The organism is Komagataeibacter ossonobensis (assembly GCF_057359305.1).
Genome location: NZ_JBXAYQ010000014.1, coordinates 61311 through 78006, shown reverse-complemented (window position 1 = coordinate 78006; position 16696 = coordinate 61311). Strand labels below are relative to the sequence as shown.

The following is a 16696-nucleotide window of genomic DNA, read 5'->3' as shown; positions in this document are numbered from 1 at the left end:
CAAAAAAGATTCAAAAAATGCCGCCTTTTCGAAAAAAGGCAGCACCCAAAACTTTTACTTTTTTATCAATAGACTGTTTTCAACCAGCGATCAGTGACTTACAGTCGCCAACCCATCCACCATGATATGCGGCAATCCCCGACTACAGGTTTCCACACGGGCAACAATGTCATAGGTCTGACGCAATGTGTCAGACGTAATGACATCACACGGGATCCCGGCTGCGATAATTTTACCCTCGCGCAGGATCACATCATAATCCGTCATGCGCACGGCAATATTCAGGTCATGCAATACCATGACCGTCACGATGTTGCGCCGTTCCGTCTCACGCCGCAGCACCTCCATGACAGCAAACTGATGATGCAGGTCGAGCGCACTAAGCGGCTCATCAAGTAGCAGGGCATCGGGATGCCGTCCCAGTGCCTGCGCCAACCCCACAAGCTGACGCTGCCCACCCGACAGTTCATCCATATACCGCATAGCCAGATCCGCTATGCCGAATATGTCCAGCATACGCAGCGCCGCATCGATTTCATCCCCACCCATGCCCCCGGGCATGGCACCCGTGGCATTCTGGGCAGCCAGTAGCGATTCCAGCACCTGCAGATGTACTGTGGCCGGCAGGGTCTGGGGCAGGTACAGGCAACGCCGGGTCCGCTGCGCCAGCGACATGCGCGAAAGTTCATCCGGGCCAAGCATGACCCGGCCCGCCGCTTCCCCCAACCCCGCCATGGCGCGCAGCAGAGTGGACTTGCCGCTGCCATTGGGACCGAGCAGTGCAGATACCTTTCCCGCTGGAAACGGGCCGGCCGTCAGGTCGTCCAGAACGGTGCGCCGACCATATCTGACGGTTACGTGTTCCGCGAACAGGCCATCCATCATGAAAGCCCCTGCCTGCGCAGAACAATGGCAAGGAAGAACGGAATGCCCACCAGCGCCGTCACGATACCGGTCGGGATCACCACACCGGGCATGATGTTGCGCGCCGCAACGGACGAAAGCGACATGACCAGCGCACCGACAAACATGCTGCCGGGCAGGTAGAAACGATGGTCCTCCCCCAGCAGGCGGCGGGCGATATGGGGGGCGACCAGCCCGACAAATCCAATCGTCCCCACAAAGGACACCGCCAGCGCCGACAGGATGCTGACCCGCAGCAACGCGCCCCGCCGCACGCGTGGCACATCCACTCCAAGGCTGGCGGCTCGTTCTTCCCCCATACGCAACACGGTCAGTTTCCATGCAGCGCGAAAGGAAAGCGGCGCCACCACCACGCAGGCCACCGCCAGCAACCCCAGCTTGGGCCATGTCGCCCGCGTCAGGCTGCCCATGGTCCAGAACACCAGATCCTGCAGCGCGTCCTCATTGGCGACAAACTGCAACAGGGAAACCAGTGCATGGAACGCGAATACCAGGGCAATGCCAAACAGCACAACCGTGCCCGTTCCCGCATTGCGCCTGCGCGACACCATATCCAGCAGCAGGACGGACCCGATGGCAAACACAAAGGCATCGGCCGACACCACCCACGCATCCGGCACGCCGGGCAACCGCCATTGCAGGATAATCGCCAGCGAGGCCCCGAACGCCGCAGCAGCCGAAACCCCCAGCGTAAACGGACTGGCCAGCGGATTGGCCAGCACGGTCTGCATTTCCGCCCCGGCCAGCCCAAGTGCCGCCCCCACGCATACGGCCATGAGCGCATAAGGCAGGCGGATCTGCCAGACAATGACGCTCTGCCCGGCAGATACACCATGCGGATGCAGCAACGTATGGATCAGCGCCCCCACCGACAGGCCGGACGGCCCCAGGCAGAAATCAAGTACGACAGACGCGACGATACACACGGCAATGACCACCAGGATCCCCAACCGCCGTCGCAGCAGCATGCGATAGGAGCCGCGCACCTGCCGGGCATACTCCGACAGGTCGGAAGAAGACGGGACGGCAGGTGTGCTTACCGGTACATCATCAGGGACGCGCATTGACCCAGAATGTCCCTTCCTGCCTGACGGGAAGAAAGCGGTCATACAGTTCCTTCTGCGTCGCATCGGGATCAAGGTCGGCAAACAGGTCCGGATGGAACCATTTTGCCATCACCTCGACCGCAAGGATGTTGTACGGCGAATCATAGAAGGAATGCCAGATGCCGTAGTCATGTCCGGTAGTGACCGCACGCAGGCTGGAAATGCCCGGACGCTCCGTTACACGCTGCAGGGATGCACGTGCAACGTCCGGCGTCACCTCCGCCCCCATGCGCAGGCCCGGCCCGCTGGCCTTCGGTCCCTTGGTCCCGTCGGCTATATATATGTCCGGATCAGCGGAAATGACCTTTTCCAGGTCAATGTCCCCGATATATCCCGGCAACAGGGGCGCTGCGATATTCTGGCCACCAGCCGCCGTAATGAACGCACCCATGTTGCCCTTGCCCGCCGTATGGCAGCAGCTTTCGCGCATGGCGGCCAGCATTTCGATAAAGACCCGGGGCCGCTGCGCTTCAGGCAAGGACGCCACCCGGTCGGTCACGTATTTCAGGTGCGACTGGTAAAAGGACAGGTAATCCGCTGCTTCGGACTCCCGATGCAGCACGCGGCCCAGTATCTGCATGGACGCAACCGTGTCATGCAGCGGGTCAGCACGAAAATCGACAAAGACGACCGGCACATGGGCGCTTTCCAGTTGCGTGACCAGTTCGCTTGCCGCCCCCGGCCCATGGCCGGATACCGTCAGGATCGCAAGATCGGGATGCAGGTCCAGCACGCGTTCGGGACTGACCGTATCCGCCGTGGTCTTGCCAATCAGCGCCACCCTGGCCGCCTGCGGGAAGGTTGCGACATACTGATCGTAGCTCTGGGTATCCGCACCACGGAATTCCCCCTGCCACCCTACGATCCGGTCAAACAGGTGCTGCTTTTCCAATGGGGCAAGGGCATAGACCAGACGCCCTTCCCCCAGGATGATGCGATGGACACTGGCCGGAATGTCCACCTTGCGGCCGGCCAGGTCGGTCACGGTTTCAGCCCGCGCCGCAGGCAGCCCCGCCGACAGGCCCATGGCCACCACTGTACCGCATGCCAGCGCACGCCAGTGATCCAGTATCCGTCCCATCACCCTGCTCCAACCTGTTTACTCATACCCCTGGAAAAATCATTTCTGGGGATAGGCAAAATTGAACTTCTCGGTAAACGGCTTCCAGAATCCTGGCGTGCCGGTTTCCTTGTCCACGTGATGCAGGAAGCCGCTCTGTTCGGGTGAGGAATAGGTCAGCACAACCGTATAGCGGCCCGGGCCATCCATCTGCACGTTATCGGCATAATGCGGGCCATCCTTGGCGGTCATGAAGTGCATCGTGCCTTCAGCCTTCCACGGCGTGCCGTCCTTGGTCAGTGAATAACCGATCGTAAGATACGGCACCCATGCCCCATCGGGATAACCCCACACGTTATCGGCAGTAGCGTGGACGTCGGTTTCAAGGTGGATGGTGTCGGGCCTGGTATTGTCGGTCATGCCGGCGGGCATGGGATCCACCATGATACCCGTCAGGTAGCTGGAAGCGATTTCCATGTCATGCGCCTGAACGGGGCCGCCGATGGGATATTCACGTGCCTGTGCCGCCGTAACGCCCACAGGCAGGGCCGTGATAGCCAGCGCCAGTATAGAACACTTTTTCTTCATGATGACTGTTTCCATATATCTGAACATCAGGTCATGGTCTCTGTTTTATTTTTAACTTTCAGTAATCCCATGCCTGGATTGCAGATTCCCTTCCGGCTGATTTCACAAATCTGATAATGATAATTGTTATCACTGTCAACGGATGGTATGTGCTGTGCGATACACACGGAGACCCCCTGCCATGATCAGCCATCCCCTCGCGTTTATGCGACTGCCCTATGCGGTCCTGGTCGCAATGGACAGCCGGATGCTGCACTTCTGGCTGCAACCGGTCCATTACCTGATCCGCATCGTGCACATTGTCAGCATGGCCATGTTTTTCGGGATGGACATGTTGTTTGACCTCGGCATTCTCAATCCCCGCCTGGCGCCCCGCCTGGCGCCCACGGCGCAGTTGATGGTGCGCCCGCTGCACATTGCCTTCGCCACCGCCATGGTTACGGGTGTCGTGCTGTTCTTCTACGACCCGGTACACATCGGCAGCCGGGCGTATCTAACACCCAAGCTGCTGCTGATCACGCTGGCCATGCTGAATGCCATGTGGTGCCACCGTTCGGTTTACCTGTCGGTACTTAGGGGAAATCCGGTCATTTCATTACGTGGACGGGTCGGGGCAAGTATTTCACTGTCCCTGTGGACCGGTGTGATGATCATGTCGTGTCTGAATAGCGAAGGTGTACCAAAAGTTTTCTTGCGCTGATATCAGCCTTGCAAAATACGCATGATGCTTGCGATTGACGGTTTTGCGTCAAAATGTAATTGAGAGTTATTCTTATTGATACTGATTCTCAATTGCGGCGGATATCATGACCCTTCCCCATTCACGGCATCTATCAGGGGGATCGAACCTTTTCGTTCCCGCCCTTTCCTTCAGCACCGTCCGGCGACGTCTGCTTACGGGGTCATGTATCGTATGTTTCACGCTGGCCCTGCCCGCGACAGGCTTTGCACAGGTCCAGACGCAGATCGAGGAAGACCGCGCCCGCCTGGGCAATTCCACCCCGCTGATCCAGCAGATCGACCCGGCCACGGTGCGGGATTCCGAACGCGCGCAGGCCGATACGGAAGAACAGGCCGCGGTCGCCGCGGGCGGCGAGGACAGGCTGGACACCAGCGGCAACCTGCTGGGCAACATGTGGGGCGCACGGCCGTGGCTGTACAGACACGGCATCACCTTCGACATCCAGGAAGTCGATGAGGTCTGGGGCAACGGCACCGGCGGCACGCCCAGCACCAATGGCGACGGTCAGGGTTCGGGCACAGGCCCCGCCTATGACGGCGTCACCATGCCGACGCTGACCATCGATACCGAAAAGCTGTTCGGGCTGAAGGGCGGGCTGTTCAATGTCAGCGCGCTGCAGACGCGCGGGCGCTCGATCTCGCAGGATCATCTGAACAACTTCAACCCCATCAGTGGGTTCGAGGCCGACCGCTCCACCCGCCTGTTCGAACTGTGGTACCAGCAGTCCTTCCTCAAGGGAAAGCTGGACGTGAAGATCGGGCAACAGGACCTGGATACCGAATTCCTGGTCAGTGATTACGCATCGCTTTACCTGAACGCCAATTTCGGCTGGCCCATGGCCCCTTCGGTCAATTTGTATGGTGGCGGGCCGTCATGGCCGCTGTCCTCGCCCGCCATCCGCATCCGCTACCGCCCCAGCGAGAAATTCACCTTCATGTTCGCGGCCGCCGACGACAATCCGCCGGGCAACCGCTACAACTCCCTGCCCATCCAGCAGGCCACCGGATCGAACAGCGGCTTCAGTTCCGATCCCACCAGCCAGACCTATGACGGCGCCAACGGCACGAATTTCAACATGGGCACCGGCGCGCTGCTGATCACCGAACTGCAATACGCGCTCAACCCCCAGCCTGCCGACATGTCCAACGTGACCAGGAACCCCGGCCTGCCGGGGGTGTACAAGCTGGGTGGCTATTACGATACCGCGAAGTTCGCCGACTACCGCTACAACCAGCGTGGCGGTTCACTGGGGGCGGCCACGCTGGATGCCAGTGCCACGCAGGCCGACCTGACCCCGCGATGGGACCGGGGCAACTGGATGGTCTATGGCATCATCGACCAGATGATCTGGCGGCCCTCGCTGACATCACCGCGCTCGCTGGGTGTATTCGTGCGCGCCACGGGTAATGGGGGCGACCGCAACATGATCAGCTTCGCCATCGACGCGGGCCTGAACCTGAAGGCCCCGTTCAGGGGGCGTGACAACGACACGATCGGCCTGGGCTGGGGCATTGGCCGCGCCAGTTCGGGGCAGCGCCAGTTTGACCGCGACAGCCATTCGCTGGTGCAGGGCAATGAAAACCACCTTGAACTGACCTATCAGGCGCAGGTCACGCCGTGGCTGGTGATGCAGCCCGATTTCCAGTACGTCTGGCACCCCGCGGGCGGCGGCGCCGACCCGTCCTTCCCCTACCGCCGCACCGGCGATGAGGCGATCTTCGGCCTGCACAGCAATATTACATTCTGACGACCGGCCCGTTTCCATGACAGGCTGACACCATACAGACCCGCAGCGCATGACGGATACCGATCCCGTATCCGCCATGCGCTGCGGCATTCATGCCCCCTGAATTCCGTCAGGGGCTTTTTCATAAATATTACTTATCAAAATATCATAACAAACGATTGGACCGGGCGGCACCGCCGCCGCCATGTTCCGCCACGGCAAAGCCTGCATGGGCAATGCGCATCCTGACCATGATGTAAAAGGCTGAACGAAATGGGGGCCCGGACCGCAACTTTACCCCTGCCTGAACGCATTACCAGCGTGCTGATGCATCAAGTCAGGCGCGTTTCATGGATTTATGCGCCAGCCCTGCCTGATCTGGCGTTTGCGGTACGCACATCGTTTGCCGCCATCATTTCGCTATTGATCGCGATGTGGATGGAACTGGACAGCCCGCAATGGGCACCGCTGACCGTATGGGTCGTAGCGCAGTCCTCACGCGGGGAAAGCCTGTCCAAGGCACGGTGGCGGATTTTCGGAACCCTGGTGGGCAGCGTCGCGGCCATTACCCTGATGGCAGCTTTCCCGCAGGCGCCGGGACTGTTCTTTACCTGCCTGTCGCTGTGGATCGGGCTGTGCTGCGCACTGGCGACACTGCTGGACCAGTACCGGGCTTACGGGCTGGTGCTGACGGGTTTTACATCCGCCATCATCGCCACGGGGGCCATTGCGCAACCTGATGATGTCTTTGCCATAAGTGTCGCGCGCAGCAGCTACATCATACTGGGCGTCTTGTGCGAAGCGGTTCTGGCGGTCCTGTTCATGCCCCGCATGGTGGAACGCGCCCGCCAGCAGCTTCTGGACCGTCTGGCCGATACATTCCACGCCACCTGCACCACGATCACCCGGCACCCCGGCGCATCAGCCAGCCCGGAACAGCAGGCCATGACCGGCACCCTGCTGAAACGGATCGTGACGTTTAGCGGACAGATCGAATTCAGTGCACTGGAACTGGGGCCGCGCAACCATGTAGGTGACCACGCCCGACGCGCACTGGCGGGGATGCTGGTCATGCTGGCGCAGGCGCGCGCGCTGCAGATCCTGCATCCCCGCATGACCGCGCCGCCGCATGACGATGACGCGCGACCCGAGCAGTCACTCGCGGCATGGGTGCGCGATAATGCCCCCGCGGCCACCACCGATACGGTGGACAACCCGGAATGGCAGCCGGTGACCACGGCGCTGCTGGCGGAAGCCACGCGGGTCAGAAGCGAAATAACCGCCTGCACCACCGCGCCACGCAGGGACCGGTTCCGTTTCAGCCTGACATCACGCCGCCACATGCGTGAGGCGATCAATAACGGCCTCCGTGCGGCGGCGGCCATCATGGGGGCGTGTCTTGTATGGGAAATTACCGCATGGCATCACGGGCCTGCATTCATTTCCTTTGTCGCCCTGATTTACGGCCTGATGGCAACACGCGAAAACCCGCTGGTCGCCACCACCCCGTTCCTGAAGGGGGGATTGTGGTGCGCGGTCGCGGCGGCAGTACTTACGCTGTGGGTCATTCCGGCCATTACCGCGCCGGAGATCCTGCTGATGGTCCTGCTGGTGCCCATGACGATCGGGGGGCTTGCAGCCCGCAGGCCGCAGCTTGCGGGTTATGCCTTTTCCTTCAACATGTTCCTGCCGGTGCTGATCGGGCCGATCAATCAGGGACGGTTTGATGAAGTCTCGTTCCTGAACAATACCATGGCGTTTCTGGCCAGTATCATTTTCGTGCTCCTGACCTACCGGCTGGTCGTGCCTTTCCGCATGGACGTGCATGTCCGCCGGACGGAGGCATGGGTCAGCCTGCGCCTGCGTCATCTGGCGCGGATGGGTACCCACACGGATGCGGCCGCCTGGCTGAACAGTTGCGCCACCAGCCTGGTACGCATCCTGTTTCAGGCCAACGCCCTGCCCCCGCCCGTTCTGGGGGCCTGTGTCGCGCGGCAGATCATGTCCATGACGGTTGGCATCTATGTCATCCGCCTGCGTGAACTGGTCCGCGAAGGTCGGTTATCCCTGCGGGCGGAGCGGATCGTGACCCTGTTCCTGGCGCGATGGGACAGGGGACAGGCGACTGCCATGATCCCGTATGTACTGTCCTGGACACAGCATGAACAGGCACGCGCCACAACTCCGCACGCAAGGGCGCAGATGGCGGAAGTCCTAGCCTGTTTGCATATCATTACCGCTGGCCTGCACGAAAATCCGGATATCATGGCGTAAAAGGTGACAAAATATTTCGTATCGGATATGCCCTGAATATCAGACCGATCTGTATGTAAACAAGGATGAAATCAATGCGTAAAATCGCTCTTCTGGGTGCCGTCGCGGCCATCACATGCGCCACAGCCGCCCATGCCGAACCCGGTGGCTGCCTGAAATACGGCGCGGTCGGTGCGGTCGGCGGGCATGTAGCCAACCACCACACCGTACTGGGTGCCGCCGCCGGTTGCGTGACGGGCATGTACAAGCGCCACGAATACCGCAAGGAAGCCAAGGCGAAGGCCGCCCTGTATGATCAGGAACACCCCGGCGCCAAGGGCAATTATGAAGCCAAGGCCACCGCGTATGACGTCGAACATTCAACCACGCCGGGCAAGATGACGTCCGACACCCCCGCAGCAGGCACGGCACCGGCTGCCCCTCCCGCCGCGCAGTAATCACGCCTGCCCCGCAGGCAGTCGGCCATGCCCGCTGCCTGCGGTTGCCCATCGGCATGGAAACGGGCATCCTGTGCCCTTAATCACGGTTACGTGACGTTTTTTCCATTCCGATCACAAGGCCAGGCAACAGACATGCGTGCAATCCGGTTCCTATTCCGCTCAACGATGGGTGTCGTTGTGATGGGGGCGATTGCATGGTGGCTGGCCGGGGCGTTTTTCCATATCCCGGTACTGGGCATTGGCCTGGCGGTGGAAGCCGTGGTGTTCTGGGTCTGCGGTCTGTTATATACCGAGGATTATCCCCACCACATGGCGACCTTTGCCGGAATGACCGTTATACTCGGGTTGCTGAGCATTGCGGTCATGCTGCCTTTCGCCCGGCAGTTTGTCATGCTGCATGGGGTATGATGAGCCATACCCGGCATTGCAGAACATATCATGCACAAAATATTTTCTTCATTAATTTGGTTTTAGGAAAACTATTATCCGCAGGTGAAGTTAATGGGGTGTGGATCTCGTGACACCACAACGTCTCCCAATCCCTAAACTCGGCGTCCCGCTTCGGCGGGGCGTCCTTTTTTTATCTGCAGCACCCGGGCACTTCATATTTCCCTGCATGACGTCATGAACATCAGACATAGCTGACACCCTCCGTCCCTTCCCATTCATTCCGCCCCGGGGATATGTCGGCACGAAGCAGTAGGATAAGCTGCCGGAAACGGGATAGATCAGGGAATGACCCATGAAAAAAAGTCTGCTGGCCGCGATATTCTGCCTGTCCATGCCTGCGGGGTCCGCGCTGGCCGCTGATGGCGCGACGCTGTTCCTGGCAAATTGCAGTGTATGCCACCAGGCCAATGCCCAGGGCGTGCCGGGACAGTTTCCATTACTGGCCGGACGGGTGGACAAGATTGCCAGCACGCCGGCGGGCAAGCAGTATATTGTAGGCGTTGCGCTGAATGGCCTCATGGGGCCGATTACGGCAGGCGGTAATGCCTATAGCGGGTTCATGCCATCTTTCAAGATGCTACCCGATGACCAGATCGCCGGCATCCTGAACCATGTGGCGGGCCTGCCGGGCGGGACGGATGCCACGATTTTCAGCGTGGATGACGTCGTTGCGGGACGGAAGAAATCCGCCACCCCATCTGGTATGGCGGAAAATCGCAAGGCGCTTGAGGCACAACATCCGCTGCCCTGATTGATATGAGAAGGGGGACCATGACCTGATCCCCCTTCCCTTTCCTGTCATCACATGCCGTGGCGCAACGGGCCTGAATATGGCACTACCGGCCCGGTGTGCGCACGGCCGTGACCTCGATTTCAACCAGCCAGCCGGGGTTGCCCAGATGGGCCACGCCAAAAGCGGAACGGACGGGCAGGTTCGGCTGCGTCCCCGTGCCGAAAAATTGGGTATAAGCTTTCATCATCCCGTCAAAATCCAGCTTGCCCAGCTTGGGGTCCTCAACCATGTAAACATGCATCTGGACCACATCGCCCAGACCCAGACCCAGCTTTTTCAGTTCGCCCTGAATGGATTCCAGGGCGGCGCGGGTCTGGGTCTGTGTATCGCCATAGGCCGCGATCGTATGCGGATCGGCCTTCCTGTCCTGTACCGGTGCGCCCTCACCACTGAGATAGATTGTCGAAGCCCCTGCCGGCACCTCGATCGCGGTGGAAATGGGAAAATCCTTTTCCGGGTGACGCACGATGCCATTCGCCGCATGCGCGGGCAGTGCGGCCCCCACGCCGGTCATGAGCGCGAGTGCGGCAAGGGCTGTTTTCATGTCGGGCATCAATATATCTCCTTGGGCGGGACGGCTGGCCGCTGGGGCGTTACATCCGCCGGGGTCACAGGATCGGTATAGTTATTGCCAAAATGCGTGCGGATATAGGCTACGACATTGGCAATCTGCTGGTCCGTCAGCATTTCCGAAAACCACGGCATGCCGCCATACCCATTCATGATGACATAGATTGGATAGGCGCTGACCTGCAGCTTGGCATTACCGGCCAGCGCCGGGAACTGCGCGCCCGCGCCCATGGCCCCCTTGCCATCGGGCATGTGGCAGCTCTGGCAGACGTGGTGGTACACGTCCTCCCCCGTCGCCATGGGCTGGACGGCGCCTTCAAACGCGCTGGCGCTATCGGCATGCGCCTTACCTGACGGGGCCAGCAGCGGCAGGGCAAGCACGGTGAAAAGGAGTACGATCCTGCGCATCAGCTGGCTCCCTGTGCCCGTTTATGCAGTTGGGTTACCGCATCCAGCGCGGACAGGATGGCCCCCTCCTGCCAGCATCCGACATAGGACGCATGCTCGCCCGCCAGCACGATGCGGTTGTCCATCGTACACAGCGTCTTGTAATGCGTCTTGCGGGCCTGCTCGCTCCACATCGAACAGCAGCCCAGCGCCCATGGCACGCGGCTCCATGCCAGGCTGACGCCGTTTGAAAATTCCTTGCGATACGTGCCGGGATGCAGGATCTCGCCCTGCGCCAGCGTCTGTTCCAGCCGTGCCTGTGGCGTCATTCCCGCAAAGTCAAAGGCGGCGGGTCCAAACATGTATCCCCCCAGCAGCACCGCCGGACCACGGGAAAAATAGCCGTGGCTGGGATAGGAAATCTGGCTGATCGGCTGGTCTGTATAGCTTATGCCGCCATAGATCTGGTCATCTTCCTCCCAGAAGCGGCGCCTGAACTCCATCCCCATCTTGACCGAGGACGCATAGGGCACTGCCATGATCGCAGCCTTGAGCGGCGCGCTGACCTGCACATCCAGCTGTGACAGGATGGATAGCGGAATGGTGCATACGCAGTAATCGGCCTGTGCCTGCCGCACCACGCCGCCGTGGTTCATGTCATTATACATGACCCGCACGCCGTGTTCGTCCTGCTGTATGGATGTGACCTTGCAGTTCAGGGTGATCAGGTCATGCACCTGCCGGTTGAACCCCTTGCCGATCATGTCCATGCCCCCCACGGGCTGGAACATGGTTGTCTGCATTTCAAGGCGTTCGTGAAAGGCCATCCATGTCCACAGCCCCGAACGCAGCACATCCTTGCGCGCAAACAGGTCTGATGGGACTGGTGCGCCGTCAATGCCGCCACCCTGCGGCCTGTCATACCCACGGCGCTGGGAACTGGTGTCGCCCTTGCGATATGCCAGATCCGGGTCAAGGCCGCCCCACTGTTCCATGGCGGTGCGCAGGTGTTCGCGTTCATCCGCATCCACCACGTCATCCAGCTTGTGCTGGTCGATCGCCTTGCCCAGCAGTTCAGCCGTAAAGCCGGTGAAGTCGGTCGAGAATTCACGGTACCGCACCGGTTTGCCATCAAACGCGGTGGAGGAATGAAGCCATGAATTGTGGTTCAGTTCCACAAATGGTTCCAGTTCCACCCCGAATTCCCGGCAATAATGCAGCAGCCCCTGATGGTGATAGGGAATGCGCCATGGACCGGGATTGATGTAGTTGCCCGATGCGAAGCCGACCTTCTGCACGGCGCCGCCCAGTTCAGTCACCGTGTCACCGCCGCGCAGGCTGATATTGCGTCCCCCGCTGCGCCCCTGGAATTCCAGGACCTGCACCGCGTATCCCGCCTTGCGCAGTTCATAGGCGGACAGCATGCCCGCCAGCCCCGCGCCAAGCACGAGTACGCGCGTTCCGCGTTTCGCACCCGACAGGACTGGCGGGGCCGTGAAATCCGTCCCCTGCGCATGCCCCATAGTGGTCATGGCCTGATACAGTGCCGCACTACCGGCAAGCGTGCCGATCCGGGTCAGGAGCTGCCTGCGCGTGGGGGTCTTGTGCGGATGGGGGTCTGTCATCAATCAATCCCAGGAAATCAATGAAAACAATAGCCTATCTTAACAGCCCTTTCCGGCTGAACCATATCCCGACCGGAACGATCCCCGTTCGAAATACAATGTCTTTCTTTATATACAATACTGGATATTTTTTAAAAATATGATTTATCCTGATATTTTATATTATATTTCCTGATTTTATGTGCAGTAAACGCACAAATAATCAATGTTTTTTCATATCCGGAACATTTTATTGTATTCGGTTGTGCCGGATATGAAATATGAAATCCCTAAAGTCATGTTTGTAATTTCATATCCATGTTTCCCATGCCCGGGGGAACCCTGCCCGTATCCGTGCATTGGCATGCCGTTCATGACCGGCCAAGGGTAAGCCATATTTTAATATCCTCGCCCTGACGGCGGTGACATGGTTTGTCATAATTCATCCATCATGGAACGGAAAAACCGGTATGGCGCCCAACCACGCAAACGCCAGTCCCGCCCCGCTGGGGCTTATGGGATTTGGCATGACCACCGTCCTGCTCAACCTGCACAATGCGCAGATCGTGCCAATGGGTTCGGCCATCCTGGCCATGGGTCTGGTCTTTGGCGGCATGACGCAGTTCATTGCGGGGATGCTGGAATATGGCAACCGCAATACGTTTGGCATGACGGCCTTCATGGCCTATGGGGCATTCTGGATTTCGCTGGCTGTATTGCTGTTCCTGCCGCACTGGGGGCTGGCGCCTGAATCCACGCCTGCGCTGCTGGGCAGTTACATGTGGGTATGGGCGCTGTTTACAGCCATTATGGCAGTTGGATCGCTTGCGGCGTCACGCATGCATCAGGTCGTGTTCTTCAGCCTGACGCTGCTGTTTGTCCTGCTTGGTTATGCGGAGATATTCAGCCAGCCTGTGCTGGGCGTCATCGCGGGGTATGAGGGGCTGTTCTGTGGCCTGAGTGCGATATACCTGGCGGCCAGTGAGATTTTTGAAATCCAGTTTGGGCACACCATCCTGCCGGTCGGCCTGCCGCATGCTTCCAGCGAAATCCCGCGCAAGGATGACCTTGTGGTTCATATTTCCTGAGACGTGCTTAACAACAAACCATTGATAAAAATAATAAAAGTTTTTGGGCGCCGTTTTTTTTCAAGACGGCGTTCTTTGAAGTTTAAAAAAAGCTTACCTGAAACTTTCTTATGATTACCGGCAGTTTCCTGCCCGTTCACGCGCCAGCAGCCACTGTTTGCGTCCGACACCCCAGCGATACCCTGACAGGCTGCCATCACTGCGTATGACACGATGGCAGGGTATGACCACCGCCAGCCTGTTTGCGCCACATGCCCCGGCCACGGCCCGTACGGCCCCCGGCCTGCCAATCTGTGCCGCCACTTCCGTATAGGTGGTGGTCATCCCGCACGGTATGGCACGCAGCGCCTGCCATACCTGCTGCTGGAATGGTGTGCCCTGTATATCCAGCTTCAGGTCGGGCGGTGCCCATGGCGTATCAATATACGCCTGCACCGCCGCAAGGGTGCGATCCGCCATCTGGCCATGCGCCGGGCAGGCCCCCGGAAAGCTGGCCAGTGCCGCGTGATACAGGGATTCAGGATCATCACCCAGCATGATGGCGGCAATGCCCCTATCCCCCATTGCCACCAGCACCGACCCAAGGGCGGACTGCCCCATGACAAGCCGGGTAGTTATGGCGGCAGGCGACGCTGGTTTCATGACCGGGAGACTTCCCTGTGGGGTATGACCCTATCGCATGCGCCGCCAAGGATACAACAGGGATGACATGCCTGGAACAGGTCCCCCCTGAACCATCGCGTCATCCAGAAGTTTTTGGTGAAGCTTTGTTTCAGAAAACTTCGAAGAATGCCGCCTTTTCCACAAAAGGCGGCACCAAAAAACTTCCATTCATCAATGATCTGTTTTCAAACAGTCCCCTTAGCGCAGGATACCGGTATGACCGACGGAATACCGCCCCGGCTGCGGCCATACGGTCAGGCCATGCGGTTCCAGCCCCACGGGGATGCTACGCATGGCACCTGTGGTGGTATCGATGGCATAGACAACATCATCAAACCGGCCGGACAGCCACAGCGTCCTGCCGTCATTGCTGACATTGCCCATGTCGGGGCTGCCCCCACCGGGAATGGGCCAGTTGGCCACGACCCTGTCCGTTGCGAAATCAATCACGCTGACACCACCGGCCTTGCTGTGCGGCGGACCATGGATCTTGTGCGATCCCCGATTGGCCACGTACATCTTTGTGCCATCACGGCTGGGATACAGGCCATGCGTGCCGATGCCGGTGGGAATGAAGCCCGTTTCACGGAAGGTATCGCCGTCGATTACGAACACACCGTCTGCATGCATGTCCGCCACATAGAATTTGTGGCCGTCCGGCGCGGTCAGGATATCCTGCGGCATGCCGCCACGTGACAGCTTGAGGTATCCGATCAGCGTACGGTTGACGGTATCGACCTTGGCCAGGTAGCCGCCAAATTCGCAGGTGAAGATGGCATAGCGCCCGTCAATGGAAAAATCGGCGTGATTGACCCCCTTGCATTGCGGGACAGACACCGAACCCTGCATTTCCATCGTGTGCGGGTCACGGAAATCCAGCCGCTGACGGGCCTCGGCCACCGTAATGGCGGATTTGCCATCGGGGGTGAAATACATGTTGTACGGATCATCCACCGCCACATTGGCCAGGGGCTGCGTGGTGCGGGGGTCGATTGGCGTCAGGCTGCCATCGGTCGTGCCTTCCGCATTGTTGGTAACCCATAATGTGCGCAAATCCCATGACGGGACGACATGCTGCGGGCTTTTCCCCACCTTGAACCGCGCGACGACCTTGTCCGTCTGCGGGTCGATCACATACACATTGTTTGACCGCAGGTTGGGCACGTAGATGCGCGGCGGATCCTGCGCCACTTCGGGATTGAGTTTCCCGGCCCGGGTTTCGGTGTAAATATTGGTCGGGTCCACCACGGGTGGCATTCCGGGAATGGTATCCACGGCCTGCGCAAGCACGCTGCCACCCGACAGCAGGAGCATGCCCAGTCCCAGAACCGGCAGCTTTTTCTTTTGTATCATAGTGTGATCCTGTTCCTTGCGGCCCCTATAGCACGCCATGAAGCTGGTGCAATCAGTGCGGATTCTGTCCTGTTGGGTCGTGTTGCATGGCCGCCACGGCCGCCGCCACCTGCATGTTGGCCCCCACCTGCCCCAGCGCCGCACTGGCCTGTCGGGGATCGCCGCCATACACCCCCTGCGCCGTGGTGGGCAGGGGGGAAGCCCGCAGGGCCTGCGTGCGCACAAGGGCAGGATCCAGCGCCAGCATGAGCGATGTATCGGACAGGTCGGCATGCATGCCGACCTCCGCCGCGTGGCCGTGCTGGCGCAGCCAGGTGGAATAGGCGCCGGGCACCACGTCATAATACGCCGCGACATACAGCACATGCGCCCCCTGCCAGCGCCGGTTGAGCGTATCCGCCACCGCGCGCAGGTCCTTCTGGTAGCCGCCGTGGTCGCCAATCAGCACCACGCGCCTGAATCCCTGCACCCGGAAGCTTTCCGCCGCATCCGACAGCAATGCGCGGAAGGTTGCGGGCGTAATGCTGATCGTGCCGGGAAAGCGCATATGGGACGTGCGCGGCGACGTGCCGCCTTCGGGCACGTACGCCACCACGGGTGCGACAAGGGTATGGCCGGCATCACGGGCAATGCGCCGCGCAAGGATCATGGCGCGTACGTCATGCTTGCCTACCGCGATATAGGGACCGCTCTGTTCCGTGCCGCCAACGGGAATGATGATGGTGGTGTCACCGCCATGGATGGCGTCACGGATTTCGGTCCATGTCAGGTCGGCAAAATCGACCGTATCGGGTGTGGCCGCGCACGCGGGCGCGCCGCCATACAGCGCCAGCAGCAGCGAAAGCCCGGACAGGAAACCAGAGAACATACGCATGAACGGCAGTCACCCCACAATGACGCGTGATACACGCCGCTCCTGTGCCCTGTA

Annotated in this window: 17 protein-coding genes; 7 read left to right on the top strand and 10 right to left on the bottom strand. The window is 59.9% G+C overall.

What is annotated here, in order from left to right:
- Positions 1-90 precede the first annotated feature (90 nt).
- Genes AC1RQ9_RS09985 through AC1RQ9_RS09970 form a run of 4 tightly spaced genes read right to left on the bottom strand, consistent with a single transcriptional unit; the run spans position 91 to position 3693 of the window.
- A complete protein-coding gene (locus AC1RQ9_RS09985; RefSeq protein WP_485986735.1) occupies positions 91-885 on the bottom strand; it encodes an ABC transporter ATP-binding protein in 795 nt (264 codons plus the stop codon).
- On the bottom strand, positions 882-1988 hold the full coding sequence (locus tag AC1RQ9_RS09980) for a FecCD family ABC transporter permease (protein ID WP_485986734.1): 1107 nt from the start codon (positions 1986-1988) through the stop codon (positions 882-884). The genes AC1RQ9_RS09985 and AC1RQ9_RS09980 overlap by 4 nt, the downstream gene beginning before the upstream one ends.
- Positions 1975-3111, bottom strand: a complete 1137-nt coding sequence (locus AC1RQ9_RS09975) for an ABC transporter substrate-binding protein (RefSeq protein WP_485986733.1) — start codon at positions 3109-3111, stop codon at positions 1975-1977. The genes AC1RQ9_RS09980 and AC1RQ9_RS09975 overlap by 14 nt, the downstream gene beginning before the upstream one ends.
- Before the next feature lie 39 nt (positions 3112-3150).
- Complete coding sequence (locus AC1RQ9_RS09970; protein ID WP_485986732.1) at positions 3151-3693, bottom strand: iron transporter; 543 nt, start codon at positions 3691-3693, stop codon at positions 3151-3153.
- 166 nt (positions 3694-3859) lie between these two features.
- Here AC1RQ9_RS09970 and AC1RQ9_RS09965 point away from each other — a divergent pair, with 166 nt between their 5' ends.
- The 6 genes from AC1RQ9_RS09965 to AC1RQ9_RS09940 all read left to right on the top strand — a co-directional run bounded on the left by AC1RQ9_RS09965 (position 3860) and on the right by AC1RQ9_RS09940 (position 10061).
- On the top strand, positions 3860-4378 hold the full coding sequence (locus tag AC1RQ9_RS09965) for a hypothetical protein (RefSeq protein ID WP_485986731.1): 519 nt from the start codon (positions 3860-3862) through the stop codon (positions 4376-4378).
- 106 nt (positions 4379-4484) lie between these two features.
- On the top strand, positions 4485-6167 hold the full coding sequence (locus tag AC1RQ9_RS09960) for a carbohydrate porin (protein WP_485986730.1): 1683 nt from the start codon (positions 4485-4487) through the stop codon (positions 6165-6167).
- Between the two features lie 252 nt (positions 6168-6419).
- Positions 6420-8420 (top strand): FUSC family protein, encoded by a 2001-nt coding sequence (locus tag AC1RQ9_RS09955; protein WP_485986729.1) that lies wholly within the window; start codon positions 6420-6422, stop codon positions 8418-8420.
- A gap of 74 nt (positions 8421-8494) precedes the next feature.
- Positions 8495-8857 carry a hypothetical protein gene (locus AC1RQ9_RS09950; RefSeq protein ID WP_193731555.1) on the top strand — a complete coding sequence of 121 codons (363 nt, stop codon included), beginning with the start codon at positions 8495-8497 and terminating at the stop codon, positions 8855-8857.
- 135 nt (positions 8858-8992) lie between these two features.
- On the top strand, positions 8993-9268 hold the full coding sequence (locus AC1RQ9_RS09945; protein WP_485986728.1) for a hypothetical protein: 276 nt from the start codon (positions 8993-8995) through the stop codon (positions 9266-9268).
- 334 nt (positions 9269-9602) lie between these two features.
- A complete protein-coding gene (locus AC1RQ9_RS09940) occupies positions 9603-10061 on the top strand; it encodes a c-type cytochrome (RefSeq protein WP_485986727.1) in 459 nt (152 codons plus the stop codon).
- Between the two features lie 85 nt (positions 10062-10146).
- Here the strand turns inward: AC1RQ9_RS09940 and AC1RQ9_RS09935 are convergent, their stop codons facing one another.
- From AC1RQ9_RS09935 to AC1RQ9_RS09925, 3 genes are read right to left on the bottom strand one after another with little or no spacing between them, the layout of a single operon-like run.
- Positions 10147-10656 (bottom strand): RidA family protein, encoded by a 510-nt coding sequence (locus AC1RQ9_RS09935; protein WP_485986726.1) that lies wholly within the window; start codon positions 10654-10656, stop codon positions 10147-10149.
- Complete coding sequence (locus AC1RQ9_RS09930; protein ID WP_485986725.1) at positions 10656-11081, bottom strand: c-type cytochrome; 426 nt, start codon at positions 11079-11081, stop codon at positions 10656-10658. Before AC1RQ9_RS09930 ends, AC1RQ9_RS09935 begins: the two co-directional genes overlap by 1 nt.
- The gene (locus AC1RQ9_RS09925) at positions 11081-12685 is read right to left on the bottom strand and encodes a flavin monoamine oxidase family protein (protein WP_485986724.1); all 1605 of its coding nucleotides are present in this window, start codon (positions 12683-12685) and stop codon (positions 11081-11083) included. The genes AC1RQ9_RS09930 and AC1RQ9_RS09925 overlap by 1 nt, the downstream gene beginning before the upstream one ends.
- A gap of 449 nt (positions 12686-13134) precedes the next feature.
- Here AC1RQ9_RS09925 and AC1RQ9_RS09920 point away from each other — a divergent pair, with 449 nt between their 5' ends.
- Positions 13135-13752 carry an acetate uptake transporter gene (locus AC1RQ9_RS09920; protein WP_485986723.1) on the top strand — a complete coding sequence of 206 codons (618 nt, stop codon included), beginning with the start codon at positions 13135-13137 and terminating at the stop codon, positions 13750-13752.
- Positions 13753-13866: 114 nt separating this feature from the next.
- Here AC1RQ9_RS09920 and AC1RQ9_RS09915 read toward each other — a convergent pair whose 3' ends face one another.
- From AC1RQ9_RS09915 to AC1RQ9_RS09905, 3 genes are all read right to left on the bottom strand, one after another.
- On the bottom strand, positions 13867-14394 hold the full coding sequence (locus AC1RQ9_RS09915; RefSeq protein WP_485986722.1) for a methylated-DNA--[protein]-cysteine S-methyltransferase: 528 nt from the start codon (positions 14392-14394) through the stop codon (positions 13867-13869).
- A 219-nt stretch (positions 14395-14613) separates the two neighbouring features.
- Positions 14614-15768, bottom strand: a complete 1155-nt coding sequence (locus AC1RQ9_RS09910) for a YncE family protein (RefSeq protein WP_485986721.1) — start codon at positions 15766-15768, stop codon at positions 14614-14616.
- Positions 15769-15820: 52 nt separating this feature from the next.
- Complete coding sequence (locus AC1RQ9_RS09905; RefSeq protein ID WP_485986720.1) at positions 15821-16642, bottom strand: creatininase family protein; 822 nt, start codon at positions 16640-16642, stop codon at positions 15821-15823.
- Positions 16643-16696 lie beyond the last annotated feature (54 nt).